This is a genomic window from Paracoccus ferrooxidans, from assembly GCF_029909815.1.
In the GTDB taxonomy this organism is placed as follows: Bacteria; Pseudomonadota; Alphaproteobacteria; order Rhodobacterales; family Rhodobacteraceae; genus Paracoccus; species Paracoccus versutus.
Genome location: NZ_CP038198.1, coordinates 2,496,430 through 2,517,351, shown reverse-complemented (window position 1 = coordinate 2,517,351; position 20,922 = coordinate 2,496,430). Strand labels below are relative to the sequence as shown.

Genomic DNA, 20,922 nt, shown 5'->3' with positions numbered 1-20,922 from the left:
ACGAAAGCGTCGATCTTGTCTACCTCGACCCACCCCTCAATTCAAACGCCAGCTGCAATCTCCTGTTCAAAAGCCCGGACAAGAACCGGTGGGCCGACGCGCAGATTGCCTTTATCCGCATATGGTTGCGGACATATGAGTCGGTGAACAAAAGCGGCGTTATTCAGAAATCGAACCGCACACCCATATCGGCAAGGGTCATGCGCTCGTAATCGCGCTGAACCGAGGCCGCAAGAAAGACACTTGGACCCAGATCATATCTGAGGGCGACACCATAAGAGCTGTCGGTCACCTTTTCCGCCCAATCGCCGTCATTATACGCGACATAGGAACCCAACGTAAATCGGTTAAACTTGTAGTCGCCATAAAGGGCGTAAGACGTTCCCAGTTCGGCAAACCCGTTGTCATTGATGTTCAGGCCGATGCGAAGGTCATCATTGACCTTGTAACGCGTTCCCACGAAATAAAGATCGTTATCCCTGACCCCGGCCCCACTCTGCGCCGTTGCAGCAGAAAACTCCCAGTCGTTTAGCCGATAGAAAACCGAGGCGGAAACCTCTCGGGTCAGATCCCCTCCCGTGCCGCTGCCGATCTGATCCGGGTCCACCACGGACAGCTTCACGTCGAAGTTGCGAGTGCCATAATTCAAGGCCACCCCGGTCCGATCAGGAAGGCGACCATATCCGCGATAGGCCAGAATGAAGAAATCCCCCAACGGGTCCCCGCCGACGGAAACAGCATGAACCCCCAGCCGCGTCTGTTTCAGCAATAAAGCTCCATCGAAAGCCGGAAGTACATTGCCGATCTCAAGCGACCAGTTTTCATACTCGACATAGAAATTCGCGGGACTGAAGCCCCAGGAAGGGCTGTTGTGATCGCCCTGAACCCAGGTTTTGGCACCGAATTTCAAGCCGATATCGGTCTCGACGGATGCATCGATCTCCAGCCGCAATCGACTCTGGAGGAACGTGCTGCTCTCTCCGCCCTGTTTCTTCGCCTCCGAATAGGTCATACCAAATCGACCAAAGCCGGACAAGCTCACATCAGCCAAGGCCGCACACGGCGCAAGCGCGACCGTCATTGCAATCATGCTGAAAAACTTCATCATCCCCCCCATAAAAAACAGACGCCTCCACGCCCGACCGTACAATCGACGCTATTCTTTTGAAAACCGAACTCGCGACGACTACCTCATAATTGCCTGCGGGAATTCGTCATAGATAATCGCAAAACGCCCAAAGGCCATAACTTGTGCGAACGGCAATCACGTCAGCCTGGAAACAGGCAATCTAAAAAGAAAAAGGGAGGAAGCCCCCCCTTTCCCCATTTCCCACGCGGGGCCGATTTTCACGGTGCAATGTCACGGATCAGCGGATGGAACAGTTCCTCGACCATGAGAGGCTTGGTGATCATATGCTGCTGCGTCGCAAACCGGATCGCCGCTTCCAGCGCCCGCCGGTTGGCCTCGATGCCGACGGGCCATGGATCAATGCTGCCCTCGGGTGTTGCGGCCGCGCGGCTTTTGACAAGCATCCGCCATGCCTCGCGCACCACGTCCGGGCGCTGGTCGCAAAGCGCGTCCGGCACGATGACGTAATGGTTCGGCGGCACGAACTCCTCGCGCTTGTGCCATTCCAGCGCGGCCTCATGCGGATGTTCGATCAATGTGCGCACCCGCGGATCCTTGGGCATGTTCATCCCAAGGATCGCGGCATCGACCTCGCCGTCGAGCAGCATGTTCACCGGATCCTTTGCCGGATCGCCCCAGATGACCGAGGGCGGATCGGTATATTCCTCCAGATGCGGCTGATCGAAACAGAGCCACTTCACGCTGTCCGGGTCGACGCCATATTCGTTCTGCAGGATGCCGCGGACCCAAAGGCCCGTGGTCTGGGTATAGGACCGCACGCCCACCACCTTGCCCCGAAGGTCCGTCGGGGTCATGCCGGGATGCACTTCAGTATTGTAGCCGATGCAATGATGCTGAAAGCGGCCAAGCAGCACGATCGGCAGCAAGGTGAAGGGCTTTCCGTATTGACGTGCCTGCAGAAAGGTCGCGGTCGCCATCTCGCTGATGTCGTAGCGTCCCTTGCGCAGCATGTCCTTGAACCCGGCATGGGCGTTCTTCAACCCCGCGAAGTCAAGGCTGATCAGGTCCGAGGCAACTTTGCCCTCCATCAGCGCGCGCGTCGGCTCGTAGAGGGTGATGTTGGCTGAGAGTGCCACCGGACCCTCGGCGGGGAAGATCTTTTCCATCAGGGTCATGCGTTGGCCGCCTTGTCCAGGGTTGCTTCCAGAAGTTGCGGATAGAGCCGTTCCGCCGTTCCCGCCCAGATCTGGGCCCGATCCGTCTCTGACAAGGCCGCGAAGCAGCGATGCCCCTGCGCAACCAGTTCCTTCAGCGAGCCGTTGTTGGCGGGGAAATTGGACCCCCAGGCCAGCCGGTCCGCACCATATTCCGCGACCAGCTTCGCAAAGAAGCTCGCGGGCGTCGCAGGCGCTTTTTCCGCAAGATCGAACGTCCGCGGCGTGATCTTGAGAAACAGATTTCCGAACCGCGCCAGTTTCCAGAGCGGCGCGGCCTTGGCATAGGGCGCGCCGTCCGTCAGATCCGGCCGGCCCAGATGGTCGAGGATGATGCTGACTTCGGGGAAACGCTCGAGGATCTCCTCGACCGCCGGCAGGCCGATGGAGGTGGTCTGGATGGCCACTGTCATGTCGATTTCGGCCATATGTTCCCAGACCTTGTAGGTCTCGGGCGCAATCATCCAGCGTCCGTCGGTCTGGACAGTCGAACCGGCGCCGAAAAGCCGCAAGCCGGCCATGCCGCGGCGCCGCCATTTCTCGATCATGGCGACCGCGTCCGGCGCGGCGATATCAACGGAATAGACGCCGACAAAGCGCGCGAGGTCGCGACAAACGCTGTCGGCCGCATAGGAATTGTCATAGCCATAGGTGGTCGAGGAATGTACCATCGCGGCCTGTGCAATGCCGGCGGCTTCCATTTCTTCGACATATTGCTCGAATGTGAAGGGACGTTCCGCCGACCAGTCAGACCGGATGCCGCCAAGCGGACTGAAGGGATATTTCGCGGTATCGGGCGAAATGATATGCGGGTGAATGTCGATGATTTTCTGCGTCATGGCTGTGTCCTGAAGGATTGTCGAAGGGACTGGGGTAAAGACGGGCGCAGCGTCGCAGGATATTCTGCGGCGCAGGGGATGACGGCGCCTTGCGTTCTACCGACACCGACTTTCCCCTTATGTCCGAAAATCTAAGCCGGCGCTGTCTTTAAGCGTTGTCCCGAGTTCTGTTTACGTTGAGAGGATAAGTGAGCTGGTGACACTCGAAAACATGGGGCAACGGAAATACGATGGCCGACAGGCGAATTCCAATATCCCACCCCATATTCATATAAAAAGCCGGCCTCGACACGAGGCCGGCCTGTCGACCTGTCGAAGGGTTGAGATCAATTCGTCCGAAGCGAGGCCGCGCGGATCTGGCTGAGGGATGCAGCGGGGGTCAGTGCCTCGGGGTCTATCATGATCTCCAGCACCGCCGGCCCGTCATGGGCATGCGCGCGGGCAAAGGCTGGCGCGAAGCCCTCGGTCCTTTCGATCCGCTCGGCATAGGCGCCAAAGGACTTTGCGAGAGCCGTAAAGTCCGGATTCCCCTCGGACAGATCGGTGCCCGAGACGCGGGCGGGATAGTGGCGTTCCTGATGCATGCGGATCGTCCCCAGCATCCCGTTGTTCAGGATCAGGATACGGATTTTCAGCCCATGCGCCGCCGCCGTCGCCAGCTCGGTGCAGGTCATCTGGAAATCGCCGTCCCCTGCGATGCAGATAACAGAGGCTTCTGGCCGGGCGAACTTGGCGGCCAAGGCTGCCGGAATGCCATAGCCCATCGAACCGCAGATCGGCGCGACCTGCGTGCCAAAGCGGCGATAGCGGTGAAACCGGTGCAGCCAGACGGTAAAATTCCCTGCGCCGTTGGTGTAGATCGTGTCCTCCGGCAGGTTCTCATCAAGCCAGGCCATGATCTCGCACATCTGGATCGCGCCGGGACTGGTCCGAGGGGCGGTCCATGCTTCGAAATCCGCGCGTGCGGCCTTGCGCCAGTCGTCCCAATCACCGCGGACAGCACCGCCCGCGGCGAGCGCCAGGGCAAAGCTTGCCGGATCGCTGACGATGCCCAGTTCGGGTTGATAGACATGGCCGATCTCATCAGGACCGGGATAGACATGGATCAACCGCTGCCGGGGACAGGGAATGTCCATGATCGTGTAGCCATTGGTTCCAATCTCGCCCAACCGCGCCCCGACGACGAGGATCAGATCCGCGTCCGCCATCGTCTGCACAAGCCTGGGATTGGGGCCGAGGCCGAGTTCCCCGATATAGCTGCTGCTGTCATTGTCGAGCAGATCCTGCCGCCGGAACGAAGCGGTGACGGGCAGTCCGCTGCCCTCGGCAAAGCGACGGAAGGCGGCGACCGCCTCGCCGGTCCAGCCGGATCCGCCCAGCATCACGACCGGACGGCGCGCCTCGGTCAGCAATGCCCGCACCGCCGACACGGCCTCCCGAGAGGGCTCATTCGCAAAGCGCGCCGTAGGGCGGCCATCGGCGGTTTCGGCGATTTCGGTCAGAACGTCCTCCGGCAGGGAAATGACCACGGGACCGGGGCGGCCGGAGTTGGCCAATTGAAAGGCGCGGGTGACATGTTCCGCCGTCCGTGCGGCATCTTCGAGCTGCAGCACCGCCTTGGCCTGCGTGCCGAAGGTGCAGCGGTAGTCGATCTCCTGAAACCCCTCGCGGGTCATCACCCCACGCGGGTTCTGGCCAATGAACATGATCATCGGCGTGCTGTCCTGAAAGGCGACATGCAGCCCCGAGGAGGCATTGGTTGCCCCCGGACCGCGCGAACAGAAGACGATGCCCGGCCTGCCGGTCAGCTTTCCATAGGCCTCGGCCATCATGGCGGCCCCGCCCTCGTGCCGGCAAGTCACCAGCTCGATCTCGGGGCAGTCATGCAGCGCGTCGAGAACGGCGAGGAAGCTTTCGCCCGGCACACAGAAAACGCGGTCCACGCCTTGCAGCAGCAGCTGGTCGACGAGGATCCGGGCGGCAGTACGCGGCCCCCTCATGCTGCTTTTCCCATCGCCTTCAGCCGCGCGTCGAGGCGCGGATAGACGCGGCGCACATTGCCTTCGAAGATCGCGTGCCGCTCCTCGGGTGAAAGTTCCAGCGCCTCGACGTAACGGCGGGTGTCATCGAAGGCATGGCCGGTCTCGGGGTCGATCGAGCGCACCGCACCCACCATTTCCGAACCGAAAAGGACGTTCCGGACCGGGATCACCTCGGTCAGCAGGTCGATGCCGGGCTGGTGGTAGACGCAGGTGTCGAAGAAGACGTTGTTCATCAGCGCTTCGGCCAGCGGCGGGCGGCCAAGGTCATTCGCAAGGCCGCGATAGCGGCCCCAATGGTAAGGCACCGCACCGCCGCCATGCGGGATCACCATCCGCAAGGTCGGAAAATCCTTGAACAGATCCGACAGCAGAAGCTGCATGAAGACCGAAGTGTCGCCGTTCAGATAATGCGCCCCTGTTCCGTGGAAGTTCGGGTTGCACGAGCCCGAGACGTGAATCATGGCCGGCACGTCCAGCTCGACCAGCTTCTCGTAAAGCGGATACCACCATTTGTCCGTCACCGGAGGGTCGGTCCAGTAGCCGTCGGTCGGATCGGGATTGAGGTTGCAGCCGACAAAGCCAAGTTCGAGGACGCAGCGCTCCAGTTCCTCGATGCAGCCGCGCGGGTCTGCACCCGGGCTCTGCGGCAGCTGGCAGACGGGAACGAACCGGTCCGGGTAAAGGGTACTGACCCGATGGATCAGGTCGTTGCAGGTGCGCGACCAATGCCTGCTCAGCGCCTGGTTGCCGTGGTGATGTCCCATCAGCCCGGCGATGGGCGAAAACAGCGTCATGTCGATCCCGCGTTCCTTCTGCAGGCGGATCTGATTCTTCTCCAGCCCTTCGCACAGTTCCTCATCCGAGATTTGCGGGGCGGGCGAGAAATCCGAGGTCTTGCCGGCCTTGAAATCGGCGATCTGGGCATTGCGATAGTCGCGGAAATAACCCGGGACGGTGGTGAAATGACCGTGGCAGTCGATAATCATGTCGGCAGCACCTCTGAAAGGGAAGTTCGTGGAACGTCATCGCTCCCTGCCAACTGCCTAGCCTCGGTGGACTTCACGGCGCCAATTGGAATTCGTGCCGTGCACATATGAAACCGGTCGGCTTTAGACTACAGCGGCAATCCTATGGGAAAGGCGCGATCTCCTATTAAACAATTGGCGTGGCGCGGGATTAGAAGAAGGACGGCCCCGTATGCAACGGGGATGACAGTTTCCGATCAGAGAGGAATCCGCATGTCCACGCCCACCCTCAAGGTGGCCTTGCGCACCTATCCCTATACCGAGGCGCTGAAATCCGGCACGGTCGCCGTATCCGGCGCCAAGCTCGAATTCGAGGAGGTGAAGCCCCATATCGCCGCCTTCCGCCGGATGGTGCGCGACCTTGCCTTCGATGCCTGCGAAATCGCCCCCACGACCTATATCATCGCGCGCGCCTATGGCGTGCCCATCATCGCCTTGCCAGTTTTCTTCGTTCGCCGCTTTCATCACGAGGGCTTGGTCGTGCGGCCAGGCGCAGGCATCGAGGCGCCGAAGGACCTGGAGGGCAAGAATTTCGGCGTCCGCGCCTATTCAGTGACCACCGGCGTCTGGAAACGCGGCCTGCTGCAAAACGAATACGGCGTCGACATCGACAAGGTGAACTGGTGGGTTGACGACGAGGAGCATGTCGCGGCGCTGAAGCTGCCCGCGAACGTCCGCCACGTTGCCGAGGATTCCTCGCTGGTCGCGATGATGGCCAAGGGCAAGCTGGATGCCGCCTGCACCGGGGATGCCGGAATCGGGCGCGCCGGCAAGCCCGGCGCGGGCTGGAACGAGAGCGGCCCTGCCCTGCCCGACGACCTGCGTCAGCTTTTCCCCAATGCCGCAGAACTTGACCGCGAGGTCTATGCCCGAAACGGCGTCTATCCGATCCACGGCACGCTGGCGATCAAGGAAGAGGTGCTGCAGGCAAATCCCGGGCTTGCCCGTTCGCTCTATGATGCCTTTGTCGAAGCCAAGGCCCCCTATCTGGAGGCGCTTCGCGCCGGCACCGCAACGGGCAAGCAGGCCGAGAAGGACCGCAAGCTGATGCAGATCGTCGGTGACGACCCGCTGCCCTATGGGCTGGAGGCAAACCGAGCCTCGATCGAGGCGCTGATCCGCTACGGCCACCAGCAAGGCCTGATCCCCCGGCCCTACAAGGCCGAAGACATGTTCCTGCCGTTCTGAACCCACGAAAGAGAGATAAGAAAGATATGGACAAGACCGGACGTCTGAACGGCATCATCGCGGCACTGGAAGAGGGCCGCAAGCCGACCATGGCCTTTGCCCGCGCCGAGCGCGAGGAAGCAATCCAGCTGGGGATGTCACAACTCGACGGCGTGCTTTTCGAGATGGAGCACACGCCCTATTCACCCTCCGAACTGCGGGACGCGCTGCAGTTCATGCTGAACCGGCGGCGCATGATCGAGGGCGCCAGCCTGCGTCCCAGCGTGACCCCCTTTGTCCGCATTCCCGCGAACGGGGCCGAGATGAACACCTGGATGGCCAAGCAGGTCCTGGACCAGGGCGTTTACGGTGTCGTGTTCCCGCATATCGCGACGGCCGAGCAGGCCCGCAACGCGGTCGCCGCCTGCCGATATGCCCGCCCCAAGGATGCACCGAACTACGAGCCCGAAGGACTGCGCGGCGACGCGCCAAATACGGCCTCGCGCTATTGGGGACTGACTGTGCCGGAATATTACGCGCGCGCAGATGTCTGGCCCCTGGTCCCCGAAGGCGAGATCATGGTCATCGTCATGATCGAAAGCGTCGAGGCGATGGAGAACCTGCAGGATATCCTTGCGGTCCCCGGCATCGGCGCGATCATGATCGGCGAGGGCGACCTGAGCCAGCAACTGGGCTATCCGCGCCAGTACGAGCACCCGGTCGTCGCCGAAGCCAAGCGTAGCATCCTGGCCGCCGCCAAGGCCGCGGGAATGCGCGTCGCCCATCCGCATGTCACCCTGGCCAATGCAGGCGAGATCATCGCCGAGGGCTACGACATTCTGTTCACCAGTCCGTCGCGCAGCTATGCCACGCTGGAAAAGGCGAGATCGCTGATGTGAAAAAAGGCCCGGAGCATAAGCTCCGGGCCTCGCCTTCCGATAAAGCCGTCGTCAGGATGCCATTCGGATGGCAGATCCCGAATCCGGCTTTCCCGCGTGGCTGGTCTTTCCTGTCACCTCGCGCAAGCAGTCGAGAAACGCGTTATGCGCCGCGGTCGGCAGCCAGTCGTTGCGCGTCGTCACGCCCTTCAGCAACACATTGTCAAGAAACTTGCAGGGCAGAACTTTGAGAACGCCCAACTCGACATCGTTCTGCAACTCTGACCGGGTCATCAGGGTAACCGTCTCTGAACTCAGCAGCAGCGAACGGATCATCGTCAGGGACGAAGTTTCGAGATGAAATTTCGGCCGCACCGGCTCATCTGCGAAGATCTCCTCGATCCGGTTGCGCCGCGGCGTGCCCTTCTGCGGGACCACCCATTCATAGCCAGCCAGATCCGAGGGTGTGACGTCCTCAAGCCGCGTCAACGCGTGTCCGACACGAGCAACCAGGCAGTAGTTGTCGGTGAAAAGCACTTCCTCGCTTACATCGTCGGCCCATTCGGGGCGGCGCAGCATGCCGAAAATCATGTCGATCCGACTGTTTGAAAGGTCATTGAGAAGCTTGTGATATTCGCCGGTGACGAGCCGCACCTTTGTGGAGGGATAGGCGGACATGAACCGCCGCGTCGCCTCGGCCAGATCATGCGATCCCGCCATGGGAAGCGTGCCTATGACCAACTCGAGACTCTCGGTCCCGGCGGCCAACAGCACCTCGCCCCGTGCCAGCTCCAATTCGCGCACCGCGCGGCGGAATTCGCGGGCGAGGTAGTTTCCAGTGCGGTTCGGGATCGGACCTTGCGCCGTTCTGTCGAAAAGCTGCTTGCCGAGCGCTCGCTCGAAGCTCCGCGCCGAGCGGAAAAGCGAGGCCGGCGACAGGCCCAGTGAATCGGCGATCTCACTGACGCGGCCCTGTTCGCAGGTCACGATCAGCGCGCGGAGCTGGGTTCCCGTCATAAGCCGCTCTATCCGGGGCGGGATGCGGTCCGCCGCACCATCGGGCCGGCCGAGAACCTGTGCCAGCGCCGTATCGAGCGTGTCGAAGAAGCGGTCGATACGAAGCAGGAATTGCTTCCCGATTGTGGTGGGATAGGTGCCGGTAGCGCAACGTTCGAAGATGGGCAGCCCGATCTCGGCCTCGATATTGGCCACAGCCTGGGTCACGGCTGGCTGCGAGGTGCTCAATTCGCGTGAGGCGCAGCTTACCCCACCGAGCTTGCCGATGACCTGGACCATGCGCAGATGGCGCAGGTTCGGAACGTCCGCGAGGTGAAACATGTTTTCCTCCCTTGTCTTCGATGCGGTTATTCCGCGATGCAGAAACACGCGCCGGCGCGCCCGTGCTGGATCCGCGGTCCGGCGGGCGCCCTCCTCTCAGCTGACAAGGCTAGCGGCTGGACCGAAGGGGGACCAATAGAAACTGCACCCAACCCATAAGAAATCCGCGCTCGCGGATGGTGCCTAGCCCCAATACGGGCAAAATTCCCCAAGACAATCCCATAACTTTCCCGCTCTGCGACATGGTGATGAACAGGACAGGACAGATCCCCACCTCGCTGCGCGTCCTGACCGGCACGCAGTTCGGCTCCTTCTGTCTCGGCAACGGACTTTCGCTGGTCGGAACCTGGATGCAGCGCATCGCCTGCGGCTGGCTGATCTGGGATTGGACCCAGTCGGCCTTCTGGCTGGGCGTGCTTGCGGCGGGAGACCTGCTTCCGGTCATGCTGATCGGGCCATTTGCCGGTGTCGCGGCCGATCGCTGGGACAGGCTGCGTCAGAACATCCGGGCCCAGGCTGTCTCGGCACTTCTGGCGCTGCTGATGGCGCTGCTGTTCGCGATCGGCCGTTTGGGACTGCTCGAGGTGATCGCCCTGACGACTCTGCAAGGCACGCTCTCCGCGGCGATCCAGCCCGCGCGGCTGGCGATGGTCAGGCAGATCGTCGGGCGCGCGGACCTTGGTGCAGCAGTCGCGCTGAATTCCGTCACCGTGAACCTGGCCCGCCTGATCGGGCCGGCCCTCGCCGGGATGATGATCGTGCGGCTGGACATCATCTGGGTCTTCGCTGTCAACGCTGCCGTGACGGCGCTTTATGTCCTGATCCTTGGCCGGCTGTCGCTGGCCTCTCCGCAAAAGCTCTCGGCGCCGCAGCCGTTCCTGCGCGAAATGGCCGAGGGCTTCCGTCATGTCGTCGCCACCCCGGCGCTGTGGCTGATCCTGCTGGTCATGCTGCTCGGCGGGATAATCGTGCGCTCCATGCTCGAACTCATGCCGGCGATCGCGGTCCGCACCTATCCCGGCAACGCGATGGGGCTTGCGCTGCTCACCGGGTCGGCGGCCTGCGGCGCCATCGTCTCGGGCCTGACGATCCGGCCGCGATCGGCGGTGCGGCTTCTCTATGACGTCATGGTCCTGTGGGGATTGGGCGCTGGGGCAGCGATCCTCATGACCTGGGCGACCATCCCGGGACTCGCCGTGGCCGCCGCCGCCCTTCTGGGCGCCGCGACAACCCGGGGGCTGATCTCGACCCAAACCTTCGTGCAGATCACGACGCCCCCCGATCTGCATGGTCGCATCCTCAGCCTGCACGGGCTGATCGCTAGGGGAAGCCCGGCGCTCGGCGCGCTCGTCATCGGCTTTTTCGCCGACCGGATCGGCATTGCCGCCGCGACGCTGATCGCGGCGGCAATGCTGACCTTCTGCTTCCTTCTGTTTGCCCCCCTGATCCGAGGCGCCGCAAGCACGGTCGAGGAAACCGACTGACCGTGTGCGGTCTTACCCTCAAGCCTTGGGCGCGAGGGCATGCAGGCTCATTGCCAGCGAAACCGAGGTGAAATAGCCGATCGTGACAAGAAGCTCGGCGATGAGTTCGCGACCGAGTTCCGTATCGTAGCAGACAAAGGCAGCGTCTCCGACCATCCCCCCGTTCAGGATGTCCCAGACGGCATCGGCGACCACACCAAGCCGTCCGGACAGTCCATCAGGTCGCCGCCTGTCGAGAATGGCGGCAACCACTTCCTCACTGAGACCAGCTTTCAGCGCGTGCTTTTGGTGGTTCGCGATGACATAGGGTGCGTTCCAGTGGACGGCCGTGGACAGGATCGCGATCTCGCTTTCGGCCTGGGTCAGGGTGGAGTCGGCGTCGATATGGGTGCCGATGATCTCCATGCCTTCGGCAAGCCGTGGACTGTGAAGCCAGATATTGAAAGGTGTGGGAATCCGGCCTCTGCCGGCACCCAGCCTGTCGATGACACGCTTCTGGGCAGCGTTCGCCTGGTCGGGGCTGATCCGCGCGAGTCGGTCTTGGGTCATGTCGCTCTCCTGATGGGTCATGATGCCGGCAAGATCGGCCTTTCCAGGGCTTCCGGCCAATCGACCTTGTTGCCTAGGCGATAGAAGTTTGAACCGGACCAAAACATGATGGCGGGCCCGTAAGCCCGCCATTGGCATTTCCCGAGTTTTTTCTGGAGCGGGCCTACATTGAGGGCACCACCTCCCGCAGGATCGGGAACCAGTCTCCCACAAGACTGGTGGGCCAGGGCACGTGAATGATCCGGTGGAACACGATATAGAGAAGCAGTGTCACCGATGCCGCGAGCATCGCGCTGAGGCGCCAGGGTTCCCGTCCCTCGATCCGCATGAAGGCCATGATGACCAGCGGCACGGTCGGAAGCAAACCGATCACCGCCATCGACAACAGAAACAGCACGAACCAACCGAAGAACCGCACCGCCCGGACGAGCACCAGCCGCCTGGGCAGCTCCTCCCCGGGGTCCGCGCCGATATCCATGTGAACGCCGTTCGTTGCGGCCGCCCGGACCTCCTTGAAAAAGGTCTTGTGGATCAGGCTCAGCCCGCCCGCGACGACCATCGTCGAGGCGACGACCACAGGCCCGATCCGGGCGTTGAAGAGCCAGTCCCGCGAGGTGACGAGCACATAGACGCCGATCGCGATGAAAAGACCGTAGGCGAGGTCATCGAGTCCCAGATAGGGACGGTGACGAAGCACGACGCCCGCCCGGTTCTCCTTGCGAAGCAGCCGCAGTACCGGGCTGAACATGATGAGAGCCGCGCAAGCCAAAAGCACCATGACGCCCGGACGCAGCGCCCAGTCCATGCCGTAGCGAATGAACGAGATCGACATGTAACGCTCGATCAACGCGCCCAGAACGAGCCCCAGGATCAGGGGCGGACGAGGCCATCTCAGCCGCTTCATGCTCCATCCGATCAAGCCGAAGATCAGCAGCACATACATGTCACCCCAGCTCCGCGAGCCCTGGAAGGCGCCGACATAGACGATGGACATGATGACCGGCAAAACCAATGTGTAGCGCAGGGTCGAGATCTTGGCGAATTGCCCGCTGAGCAGGAAGCAGGTGCCGGCCCCGAAGATGTTGGCAAGTGCAATGGACCACACCATCGAATAGGTCAGATCCAGATTCTTCGTCAGCATGTCAGGGCCTGGCGTGAAACCGTGTACCATCAGCGCCCCGAGCAGGATCGCCTGCGCTGCGCCGCCGGGCACGCCAAAAGCCAGCATCGGCACGAGACTGCCGCCGTCGCGGGCGTTGTTCGCCGATTCTGGCGCGATGACGCCCCGTACGTCCCCCTTGGTAAAACTCTCTTTCGCGCCCTTTTCGGTCTGGAGCGCATGGCCATAGGCGATCCAGTCCACGACCGAGCCGGTCATGCCGGGAATCGCGCCCAAGACCGCGCCGAGGCTGCTGCAACGCAGGACGAGAAACCAGTTCCGCACGACATCCTTGATCCCTTGAAGCATGCCCTGACGCGGACTGAACTTCATGTCCTGGGCGATGGAGGTCCGCTGAATGGCAAGATCGCAAAGCTCGGGCAACGCAAAAAGGCCCAGCAGGATCGGCAGCATCGGCAGGCCGTCCTGGAGATATAGCAGCCCGCCCGTCCAGCGCATCTGACCCGTCTGCGTATCGGTGCCGACCATCCCGATCAGAATGCCGAAACAGGCGACGACCAAGCCCTTCAGCGGCGATTTTCCAGAGAGCGTCGCCACCATCGCGATCCCCAGAATGGTCATCGCCAACAGTTCGGGTGTCGCTATGGACAGCACGAAGGGGCGTACCACCGGCAGCGAAACCGCCAGGATAATCGCGCCTATCAAGCCGCCCATCATGTTGGCGAGGTAGCTCGCACTGAGCGCGCGCCCGGCCTCGCCGCGTTTGGTCATGGGCAGGCCGTCAAGCACTGTCGCCTGCGCGGCCGCACCGAAGAGCACCGCGGGAATGGTGTCCGAGGTTGTCGTGACCGCTGCCATTCCCAGCAGCATGGCAAACGCCGAATAAGGGTCCATCGTGTAGGTAAAGGGCACCAGGATCGCAAAGCCCGTCAGCCCGCCCACGCCGGGCAGCAGCCCGATCGCCAGTCCCACGATCACGCCAAGCCACAGGAACATAATGCGCTCTGGCTGCAGAATGAGGCCGAGCGCATCGCCCGCGGCGGAGAGAATCACGGAGTCATGAAGAAATTCCATGCTACAGTCCTGCCTTCACGGCCCGATCACCGCCTGTCATTGCGCCGCCCTCCGGTCTTCGGAAACGCCGGGCCGCGCTGCGCCTTGGTTGGCCAGCATAGGATAGAGAACCTTTGCCGTGCGCGCCCAGATCCACGCCCTGTCCTCATTTCCGAGGCTTTCGAAACATTTATTGCCCTGAGCGATCAATTCAGTCAGCGAACCGGCAGAGGCCGGGTAGTTCGAGCCGAAGGCAAGGTGGTCCGCACCGAAGACCGCGACCAGATGCGGGAAGAATGCCTCGGCCCCACCGGGGGCAGCCTGCGCCAGATCGAAGGTCTTCGGCGTGATCTTCAGATAGACATTCTCGAAACGCGCAAGCTCGAACAGTTCGGCACAGGCGTCATAGGGCGGGCCGCCCGCAAGAACCGGGCGGGCGCAATGATCGAGAGCGATGCGGACCGACGGAAAGCGGCAGGCGAGGTCCGCAACCATCCCCAACCCCGCGGGTGTCGTCTGGATCACCATGGTCAGATCGTTCTCGGCACACCGTTCCCAGACCGGAAAGGTCTCCGGGTCGACGAGCCAGCTGCCGTCGGTCTGATGGGTCGCGCCCCCGGTGAAAAGCCTGATGCCGCCCATCCCCCGACCCAGCCAATAATCGAAAGTCGCCAGCGCGTCCCGAGCCAGCAGGTCGAAGGAGAAGACCCCGGTGAAGCGATCCGGCTGCGAGGCCACCGAATCCGCGACATAGGAATTGTCATGCCCGTAGGTGGTAGAGGAATGAACGATGGCGGCCTTGGCGATTCCTGCCTCGTCCATCGCCGCTATCAACTGATCAAAATCGGCCGGGCGCGAGGCCGACCATTTCGAACGATGTCCGGCCTGCGGCGCGATGGGGTATTTCCCGGCATCAGTCGAGATGATGTGCGGATGAATGTCGATGATTTCATAGGTCATGTCGGTCTTACCTTGGAAACAGGACGGATGGCGCGACGCATCAGGCGCCCGCAGACGGCCTTGGTATGCCGGGGCGTTCAGAACCATGCCCGCGCCAGCTTTCGTCAGATTCAGGGTTTCAGGATCTTGCGTACGGCCTCGAGCTCCGTCTCGGGCGTTGCGAACAGCGTTGCGACGATCTTGGCCACCTCGTCACCCGAAATGGGATCGACCGCATAGTTCTGATCGGTCATCGCCTTTATGAACTCGGGATCCTGCACGGTTTCGTCGAAGGCCTTGCGGAGGGCGTCGATCCGATCCTGCGGCACCTCCTTCGGCGCGGCCAGCGGCCTGCCCGCCTGGAAGGGCAGGATGAAGAAGTCAAGGATCGACTTCGCCTCAGGATCCTTCACGTATTGGCTGAGGTTCGGGATGTCCTGGAACTCCTCCGGGCTGTCCCAGCCAAGGTTCAAGAGCACCTTCATCGAATCCTCCTCGAGCATTCGCTTGGGCTCTCCGTAGGTCAACCCGTCAAGCGTCGAAGCCCAGCCATCGACCTCGCCGCGCTCCATCGCAAGATAGACCTCGCCCCGGTCGGTATAACCGGGAACGACGGTCAACTTGGTCCCCAGATACCGGTTCAAGACGGCCGGCAGCGTCCGGTTCTCGTTGGAAAAGCCCGTGGCCCCGATCACCAGTTCCTTCTGGAACAGATCGTCGGCCGTGGTGACGCCCGAACGCGTCATCGCGACGAGGCTGTAATAAGTCTTGTCTACGCTGCCGATCCAGGCCACCTTGCGCGGGTCGAATGCATTCTGCGACGGATCCACCAGTGGCACATAGAGGTTGTTGCGCTGCAGAAAGCCGATGACCGTGCCATCCTTTGGCTGCTTGGACTGCAACGAGGCCGCCGCCACCATTCCCCCTGCCCCGACAACGTTCATCACGACTGCCTCAGGCTGGCCCGGGATATGTTTCACATAGGCCTGTGCAAACTGGCGGGCGATGAAGTCCGTCAGGCTCCCCGATTGCGCGCTGACGAGAATGGTCAGCGTCTTGCCCTTGTAGAACTCCTCCGCGGTCTGCGGATAGGCCGGTGCCGCGACCGCCGAAGCCGTGACGACGGCAAGTCCCGACAACATTATCCCGCGCATGATCTTCATTCCATGTCCTCCCTTGAACTTTGCGCGATCCCGATGCAGTGCTCCTTGGCTGCAGGGCCGCCCGCTTCCTCTTGCGGCTGCGTCCCCCTTCACCGAGACACCCCTGGGCGCCGGGACGCATATGTGGATATGCCGTAACCCTAGCCTTCTTCGGTTGCAGCGAGAATAGCGCCGCATCGAAAATCAATATCCTCGGCCGAGATCCGATATTGCAGCCACCCAAAGGGGTGCCTTTCAAGTAATTGAATTTCAAATATATTTATATGACCTGCCCCCTGTTCTTGCCGGACGTCTGGCTTGTGGGCAAGCGTTTCTGGTCCGATTTCCGATGCCCGCAGCGTGGTTTTGGATTGGCGCCCGGCGGCGACGCTGTGCGAGACCGCCATGGCCGCCACCGGATAGGGAGGAAATCAATGATGGACCGCCGCAGTTTTCTCGGAAGTGCCGGGATATTCGGTCTCACCCTCGCCGCAAGCGGCCTTGCCGCGCCACATATCGCGCGGGCTGCCGCAACCCGGATTACCATCGTCAGCAATCCCGGACTCGAAAATGCAACATTGAATCGACTGATGGAAGAGCAGGGTTTTCTCAAGAGATATGGGGCGGAAACAACGATGGTTCTGGCCGAGGGTCCGGCCGGCCCCTTCAATGCGATCGTTAGCGGGACCGCTGATGTTTGCATGGTTTCCGGCTATAACATGGCTCTTCCGCGGATTTCGCAAGGCGCGCCTGTCAGGATTACCGGCTCGGGCATGCGCAAGACCGCTCTCGCCGTGTTTGCAAGGCCGGACCGGGTCAACGGCTTGGCGGAGCTGGAAGGGAAAACGGTGGCGGTAGGGCCGAAGCTTGGCCTCTTGCATGCACTCATGCTGCAACTCTTTCGCGAGAAGGGTCTCGACGCGTCCCGCGTGACTTTCCTCGATGCAGGCAGCAACGACCAAGCCTATCATGCGGTCGTCGAAGGCAAGGCGGACGCCTGCTGCTCCAGCATATCGCACCTGAACGACCGCGATGGGCTTATCGTCCTGTCCGATGGCAAGATGTGGGAAGCGCTGCCGAAGTATGTCTTTCAAACCGCCTACGCGTCGGAGGCAGCCCTAAGGGACAAGCGGGACGGGCTGGTTCCTGTCATGGCTGCCTATGGCGCCCTTTATGGCTATTTGATGAAGCCAGAGGCCCGCGAGGCATTCCTCTCCGCGCGAAGGAGCGCGCAGAAGAAATTCGATATCCTATCGGCAAACGCGGTTTGGGAGTTCAATCAGGAACAGCGTCCCTATTCCCGAAATCTTTCAATCTCCGAAGAGGAGATCACATATCAGCAACGCATGTTCGTTGGCCTCGGCGCAATGTCACAAGTCTTGCCGTATCGCGATGTTGCCGACATGCGGCCTGCGAATGAAGCCTTCAAAATACTTTCCGCTGAGTGAGTGCGCCATCGCAGGATATCGGGATCCATTGTCCCGGCGTGGCGAACGATCATTTTCTGAAATCAGCGCCCTTAGGTCTAGGATCGATGACGAAGCAAGATAGTTTTACCCCCCACGGCAAGCACCTGATCGGTGGCGAGTGGATCGCCAGCGAGCAGCGATTCACCAGCGAGCCGGCGCATGGCCCCTCGCACGCGTTCTCGGTCGGCACGGTCGCGCTGGTGAACCGGGCCTGCGAGGCGGCCGAGGCGGCGTTCTGGTCCTTCGGACATGCCCCGCGCGAGGAACGGGCGGCGCTGCTGGAGGCCATCGCCGACGAGATCGAGGCCCGCGCCGAGGCGATCACCGCGATCGGCACCCAGGAAACCGGCCTGCCCGAGGCGCGGCTGCAGGGCGAGCGCGGCCGCACCGTGGGCCAGCTTCGGCTCTTTGCCGCGCATATCCGCAAGGGCGAGCATCTCGACCGCCGCCACGACCCGGCGCTGCCGGACCGCCAGCCTTTGCCGCGCCCCGATCTCCGCATGGTGCAGCGGCCCATCGGGCCGGTGGCGGTGTTCGGCGCCTCGAACTTCCCGCTGGCCTTTTCCACGGCGGGCGGCGACACGGCCGCGGCGCTGGCCGCAGGCTGCCCGGTGGTGGTCAAGGGGCACTCCGCCCATCCCGGCACCGGCGAGATCGTCGCCGAGGCGATCCATGCCGCCATCGCGAAGACCGGCACGCATCCGGGGGTCTTCAGCCTGGTGCAGGGCGGCGACCGCAAGGTGGGCGAGGCGCTGGTCCAGCATCCGCTGGTCAAGGCGGTGGGCTTTACCGGCAGCCTGGCCGGGGGCCGGGCGCTCTTCGACCTCTGCGCCGCGCGCCCCGAGCCGATCCCGTTCTTCGGCGAGCTGGGCTCGGTCAACCCGATGTTTCTTCTGCCCGAGGCCATGCGCGCCCGGGCCGAGTCGCTGGGGCAGGGCTGGGCCGGGTCGCTGAGCATGGGGGCCGGGCAGTTCTGCACCAATCCGGGCATCGCGGTGGTCCTGGACGGCGCGGATGCCGACCGCTTCGCCGAAGCCGCCAGGGCGGCCTTGGCGCAGGTCGGCCCGCAGGTGATGCTGACCGAGGGCATCGCCCGCGCCTATCGCGACGGCAAGGCGCGTTTCGAGGCGCGCAATGCGGTGAAGCCGCTGCTAGCCACCGAAAGCGACGGCCGAACGGTGAGCCCGAACCTCTACGAGACCACGGCCGCGGCCTGGCTGCAGGACCAGGCGCTTGGCGAGGAGGTGTTCGGCCCGCTGGGCCTGGTCGTGCGGGTGCGCGACATGGACGAGATGCTGCATCTGGCGCGCGGCTTCGAGGGGCAGCTGACCGCGACCATCCACATGGAGGATGCCGACCTGGCGGCTGCGCGCGGGCTTTTGCCAGTGCTGGAGCGCAAGGCGGGCCGGGTGCTGGTGAACGGCTTTCCGACGGGGGTCGAGGTCTGCGACGCGATGGTCCACGGCGGCCCCTATCCCGCCAGCACCAATTTCGGCGCCACCTCGGTCGGCACCATGGCCATCCGAAGGTTCCTCAGACCCGTCTGCTACCAAGGCTTCCCAGAGGCATTGCTGCCCGAGGATCTGCCCTAGATGCCGTAATGGGCCAGCGCTCCTCTGGTGGCCATGAAGGTGGCTGTCCCTCAGGGTGATGATGTTGGAACGGGGTCCGCTGGTTTCGGCCCCAGGCTTCGCCTTGTCTTGCGAGCCGGGCCATGCCCGGCGAGTGCGATTTTTCCGGGTGACCTGCCCCCCGGTCGTCCCTCGTTCATAACGAGAGTCCTTGGGGTTGATATTGGTTGGTTTCGGGTGTGGCAAGCGCGCCGGGCGCGGAGCCCTCAGATTGCTCAAGCGCTCGGCGCGCGTCGGACGGGGTCTTGTTGCCCAGCGAGGAATGGGGCCTGACGTTGTTGTAGTCGTAGCGCCAGAGGGCCAGTTTGCGGCGGGCATCAGCCAGGCTGTCGAAGATTTCCTCGTTCAGGCATTCGTCGCGCAGGCTGCCGTTGAAGCTTTCGATGTAGCCATTCTGCTGCGGCTTGCCCGGGTCGATGTAGTGCCATTCGACGCCGTTCGCGTTGGCCCATTTCAGGATGGCCTTGCTGGTGAACTCGGTTCCGTTGTCGCTGACGATGCAAGCGGGCTTGCCGTAAATCCTGACCAGCGCATCCAGTTCCCGTGCCACCCGAGCCCCAGAGATGCTCGTGTCAGCGATCAACGCCAGGTTCTCGCGGCAGCAATCGTCGTTCACAGCCAGAATGCGGAACTTGCGGCAGGCCCCGAACGTGTCGGACAGGAAGTCTAACGACCACCGCTGGTTTGGCCTCAACGGCGCTGGTATTGGCGTCCGGCTACCTCGTGCCCTCTTGCGGCCACGCCTGCGGCGCACCGACAGGCCCTCTTCCCGGTAGATGCGATAGAGCTTCTTCTCGTTCATGATCATGCCCTTGCGCTCCAGCAGGATGCCCACGCGCCGGTAGCCGAACCGCCGGCGCTTCTCGGCAATCTTGTGCATCTCCTCACGGATTTCCGGGTTGTCGGGTGGCCTGTCACGCCGCACCGTCTTCGGATCGACACCGATCAGGACACAGGCCCGACGCTGAGAGATCGGATGATCCTTCATCGCCCGCAGCACCGCGTCCCGCCGTTGCACCGGTGTCGTCAGGGCTTTCCCAAGAGATCCTTCAGAACCACGTTGTCCAGCATGGCATCGGCCAGAAGGCGCTTCAGCTTCGCGTTCTCGTCCTCGAGCTGCTTCAGCCGCTTGGCGTCCGACAGGTCCATCCCGCCATACTTCGCCTTGAGCTTGTAGAACGTCGCGGGGCTCAACCCGTGCTTCCGGCAAAGCTCGGAAGTCGGCAAACCCGCCTCCTGCTCCTTGATCATCCCGATAATCTGCGCCTCGGTGAACCGGCTTTTCCTCATGTCGTCTGCTCCTTCTCAGGTTGGGCAGACTCTACATCACAGCGAGGGAACTTCCGGGGGGCAGGTCAACATGTCTCGTCGATGATGCAACGTATCCTCGATAGGTTGGGAGTCTGGAGCTTTGGCCTCAAAGGTTCGATGATCGCGGAGGTTGCGCGTGAGGAGTTGTGGCGGGGTCAATCAATGTGTGACATCCCCGATTTCCTCGGTGCCGAACTCGGTCATGCTTGGGTGGTGGCGCCACCCTTCGTAATTGTGGACGGCACGATAAGACTGCAGAATCCCGCCGGCGACCCGATGAACGCATTCTTGCCGCCGATAGTCACGATCGAGGACGCGCCGTTGGTCACACCAAAAGTGGAGGATGTGGTCTCTGCGCAATTGCGAGCGCATTACGCGCAAAATGAAGGTCGGCTCGACAACCAGATCCATCATCGCCTCGTGCCGCAACTAAAGGTGTTCAGTCGCGACTTTCCAAGCCGAGAAGTCCGCTTCGGTGATCTGGCACTTCGCTATGTGCCAGCAGGGGTGCGGATTAGCGATGTCAAGCTTGAGGAAATAAACGGCAATGGAAATAAGCTGACTGGTGCCGAAGTCTGGAATGACCACGTCTTGCCAGCGTTCTCCAGCTATACGGTGTAAGATGCTACGT

General features: G+C 62.3%; 18 protein-coding genes. 6 read left to right on the top strand and 12 right to left on the bottom strand.

Annotated elements, in window-relative coordinates; all coding sequences use genetic code 11:
• Positions 1–163: 163 nt before the first annotated feature.
• From E3U26_RS12655 to E3U26_RS12635, 5 genes are all read right to left on the bottom strand, one after another.
• On the bottom strand, positions 164–1,105 hold the full coding sequence (locus E3U26_RS12655; RefSeq protein ID WP_244295273.1) for a porin: 942 nt from the start codon (positions 1,103–1,105) through the stop codon (positions 164–166).
• Positions 1,106–1,347: 242 nt separating this feature from the next.
• Positions 1,348–2,265, bottom strand: coding sequence for a substrate-binding domain-containing protein (locus E3U26_RS12650; RefSeq protein WP_116222517.1), 918 nt, complete (start codon positions 2,263–2,265; stop codon positions 1,348–1,350).
• On the bottom strand, positions 2,262–3,143 hold the full coding sequence (locus E3U26_RS12645; RefSeq protein WP_116222516.1) for an amidohydrolase family protein: 882 nt from the start codon (positions 3,141–3,143) through the stop codon (positions 2,262–2,264). The genes E3U26_RS12650 and E3U26_RS12645 overlap by 4 nt, the downstream gene beginning before the upstream one ends.
• Before the next feature lie 326 nt (positions 3,144–3,469).
• A complete protein-coding gene (locus E3U26_RS12640) occupies positions 3,470–5,143 on the bottom strand; it encodes a thiamine pyrophosphate-binding protein (protein WP_116222515.1) in 1,674 nt (557 codons plus the stop codon).
• Positions 5,140–6,171 (bottom strand): amidohydrolase family protein, encoded by a 1,032-nt coding sequence (locus tag E3U26_RS12635; RefSeq protein ID WP_116222514.1) that lies wholly within the window; start codon positions 6,169–6,171, stop codon positions 5,140–5,142. The genes E3U26_RS12640 and E3U26_RS12635 overlap by 4 nt, the downstream gene beginning before the upstream one ends.
• Before the next feature lie 252 nt (positions 6,172–6,423).
• Between E3U26_RS12635 and E3U26_RS12630 the strand changes: the two genes are divergently transcribed.
• Both E3U26_RS12630 and E3U26_RS12625 read left to right on the top strand, forming a co-directional pair.
• On the top strand, positions 6,424–7,398 hold the full coding sequence (locus tag E3U26_RS12630) for an ABC transporter substrate-binding protein (protein WP_116222513.1): 975 nt from the start codon (positions 6,424–6,426) through the stop codon (positions 7,396–7,398).
• Between the two features lie 26 nt (positions 7,399–7,424).
• Complete coding sequence (locus tag E3U26_RS12625) at positions 7,425–8,276, top strand: HpcH/HpaI aldolase family protein (protein WP_499105038.1); 852 nt, start codon at positions 7,425–7,427, stop codon at positions 8,274–8,276.
• Positions 8,277–8,327: 51 nt separating this feature from the next.
• Here E3U26_RS12625 and E3U26_RS12620 read toward each other — a convergent pair whose 3' ends face one another.
• A complete protein-coding gene (locus E3U26_RS12620; protein ID WP_499105037.1) occupies positions 8,328–9,593 on the bottom strand; it encodes a LysR family transcriptional regulator in 1,266 nt (421 codons plus the stop codon).
• Between the two features lie 248 nt (positions 9,594–9,841).
• Here E3U26_RS12620 and E3U26_RS12615 point away from each other — a divergent pair, with 248 nt between their 5' ends.
• Positions 9,842–11,077 (top strand): MFS transporter, encoded by a 1,236-nt coding sequence (locus E3U26_RS12615; protein ID WP_499105036.1) that lies wholly within the window; start codon positions 9,842–9,844, stop codon positions 11,075–11,077.
• A gap of 18 nt (positions 11,078–11,095) precedes the next feature.
• Here the strand turns inward: E3U26_RS12615 and E3U26_RS12610 are convergent, their stop codons facing one another.
• From E3U26_RS12610 to E3U26_RS12590, 5 genes are all read right to left on the bottom strand, one after another.
• Complete coding sequence (locus E3U26_RS12610) at positions 11,096–11,626, bottom strand: carboxymuconolactone decarboxylase family protein (protein WP_499105034.1); 531 nt, start codon at positions 11,624–11,626, stop codon at positions 11,096–11,098.
• 163 nt (positions 11,627–11,789) lie between these two features.
• A complete protein-coding gene (locus tag E3U26_RS12605) occupies positions 11,790–13,820 on the bottom strand; it encodes a tripartite tricarboxylate transporter permease (protein ID WP_499105032.1) in 2,031 nt (676 codons plus the stop codon).
• A 36-nt stretch (positions 13,821–13,856) separates the two neighbouring features.
• Entirely contained in the window at positions 13,857–14,759 is a 903-nt protein-coding gene (locus E3U26_RS12600) for an amidohydrolase family protein (RefSeq protein WP_499105030.1), read from the bottom strand.
• 110 nt (positions 14,760–14,869) lie between these two features.
• Positions 14,870–15,901, bottom strand: a complete 1,032-nt coding sequence (locus tag E3U26_RS12595) for a Bug family tripartite tricarboxylate transporter substrate binding protein (RefSeq protein WP_499105028.1) — start codon at positions 15,899–15,901, stop codon at positions 14,870–14,872.
• Positions 15,902–16,041: 140 nt separating this feature from the next.
• Positions 16,042–16,287: a hypothetical protein gene (locus E3U26_RS12590; protein WP_147304537.1), complete on the bottom strand. Its 246-nt coding sequence runs from the start codon at positions 16,285–16,287 to the stop codon at positions 16,042–16,044.
• Positions 16,288–16,314: 27 nt separating this feature from the next.
• Here E3U26_RS12590 and E3U26_RS12585 point away from each other — a divergent pair, with 27 nt between their 5' ends.
• A complete protein-coding gene (locus tag E3U26_RS12585; protein WP_499105026.1) occupies positions 16,315–17,328 on the top strand; it encodes an ABC transporter substrate-binding protein in 1,014 nt (337 codons plus the stop codon).
• 86 nt (positions 17,329–17,414) lie between these two features.
• Positions 17,415–18,941 (top strand): aldehyde dehydrogenase (NADP(+)), encoded by a 1,527-nt coding sequence (locus E3U26_RS12580; protein WP_499105025.1) that lies wholly within the window; start codon positions 17,415–17,417, stop codon positions 18,939–18,941.
• Positions 18,942–19,116: 175 nt separating this feature from the next.
• Here E3U26_RS12580 and E3U26_RS12575 read toward each other — a convergent pair.
• A protein-coding gene (locus E3U26_RS12575; RefSeq protein ID WP_114537220.1) for an IS3-like element ISPfe1 family transposase occupies positions 19,117–20,270 on the bottom strand; the annotation gives its coding sequence in 2 pieces (ribosomal slippage) (positions 19,117–20,024 and positions 20,024–20,270; 1,155 coding nt in all).
• 81 nt (positions 20,271–20,351) lie between these two features.
• On the opposite strand from E3U26_RS12575, the gene E3U26_RS12570 reads away from it, so the two are divergent.
• Positions 20,352–20,912 carry a hypothetical protein gene (locus tag E3U26_RS12570; RefSeq protein ID WP_499105023.1) on the top strand — a complete coding sequence of 187 codons (561 nt, stop codon included), beginning with the start codon at positions 20,352–20,354 and terminating at the stop codon, positions 20,910–20,912.
• Positions 20,913–20,922: the final 10 nt, after the last annotated feature.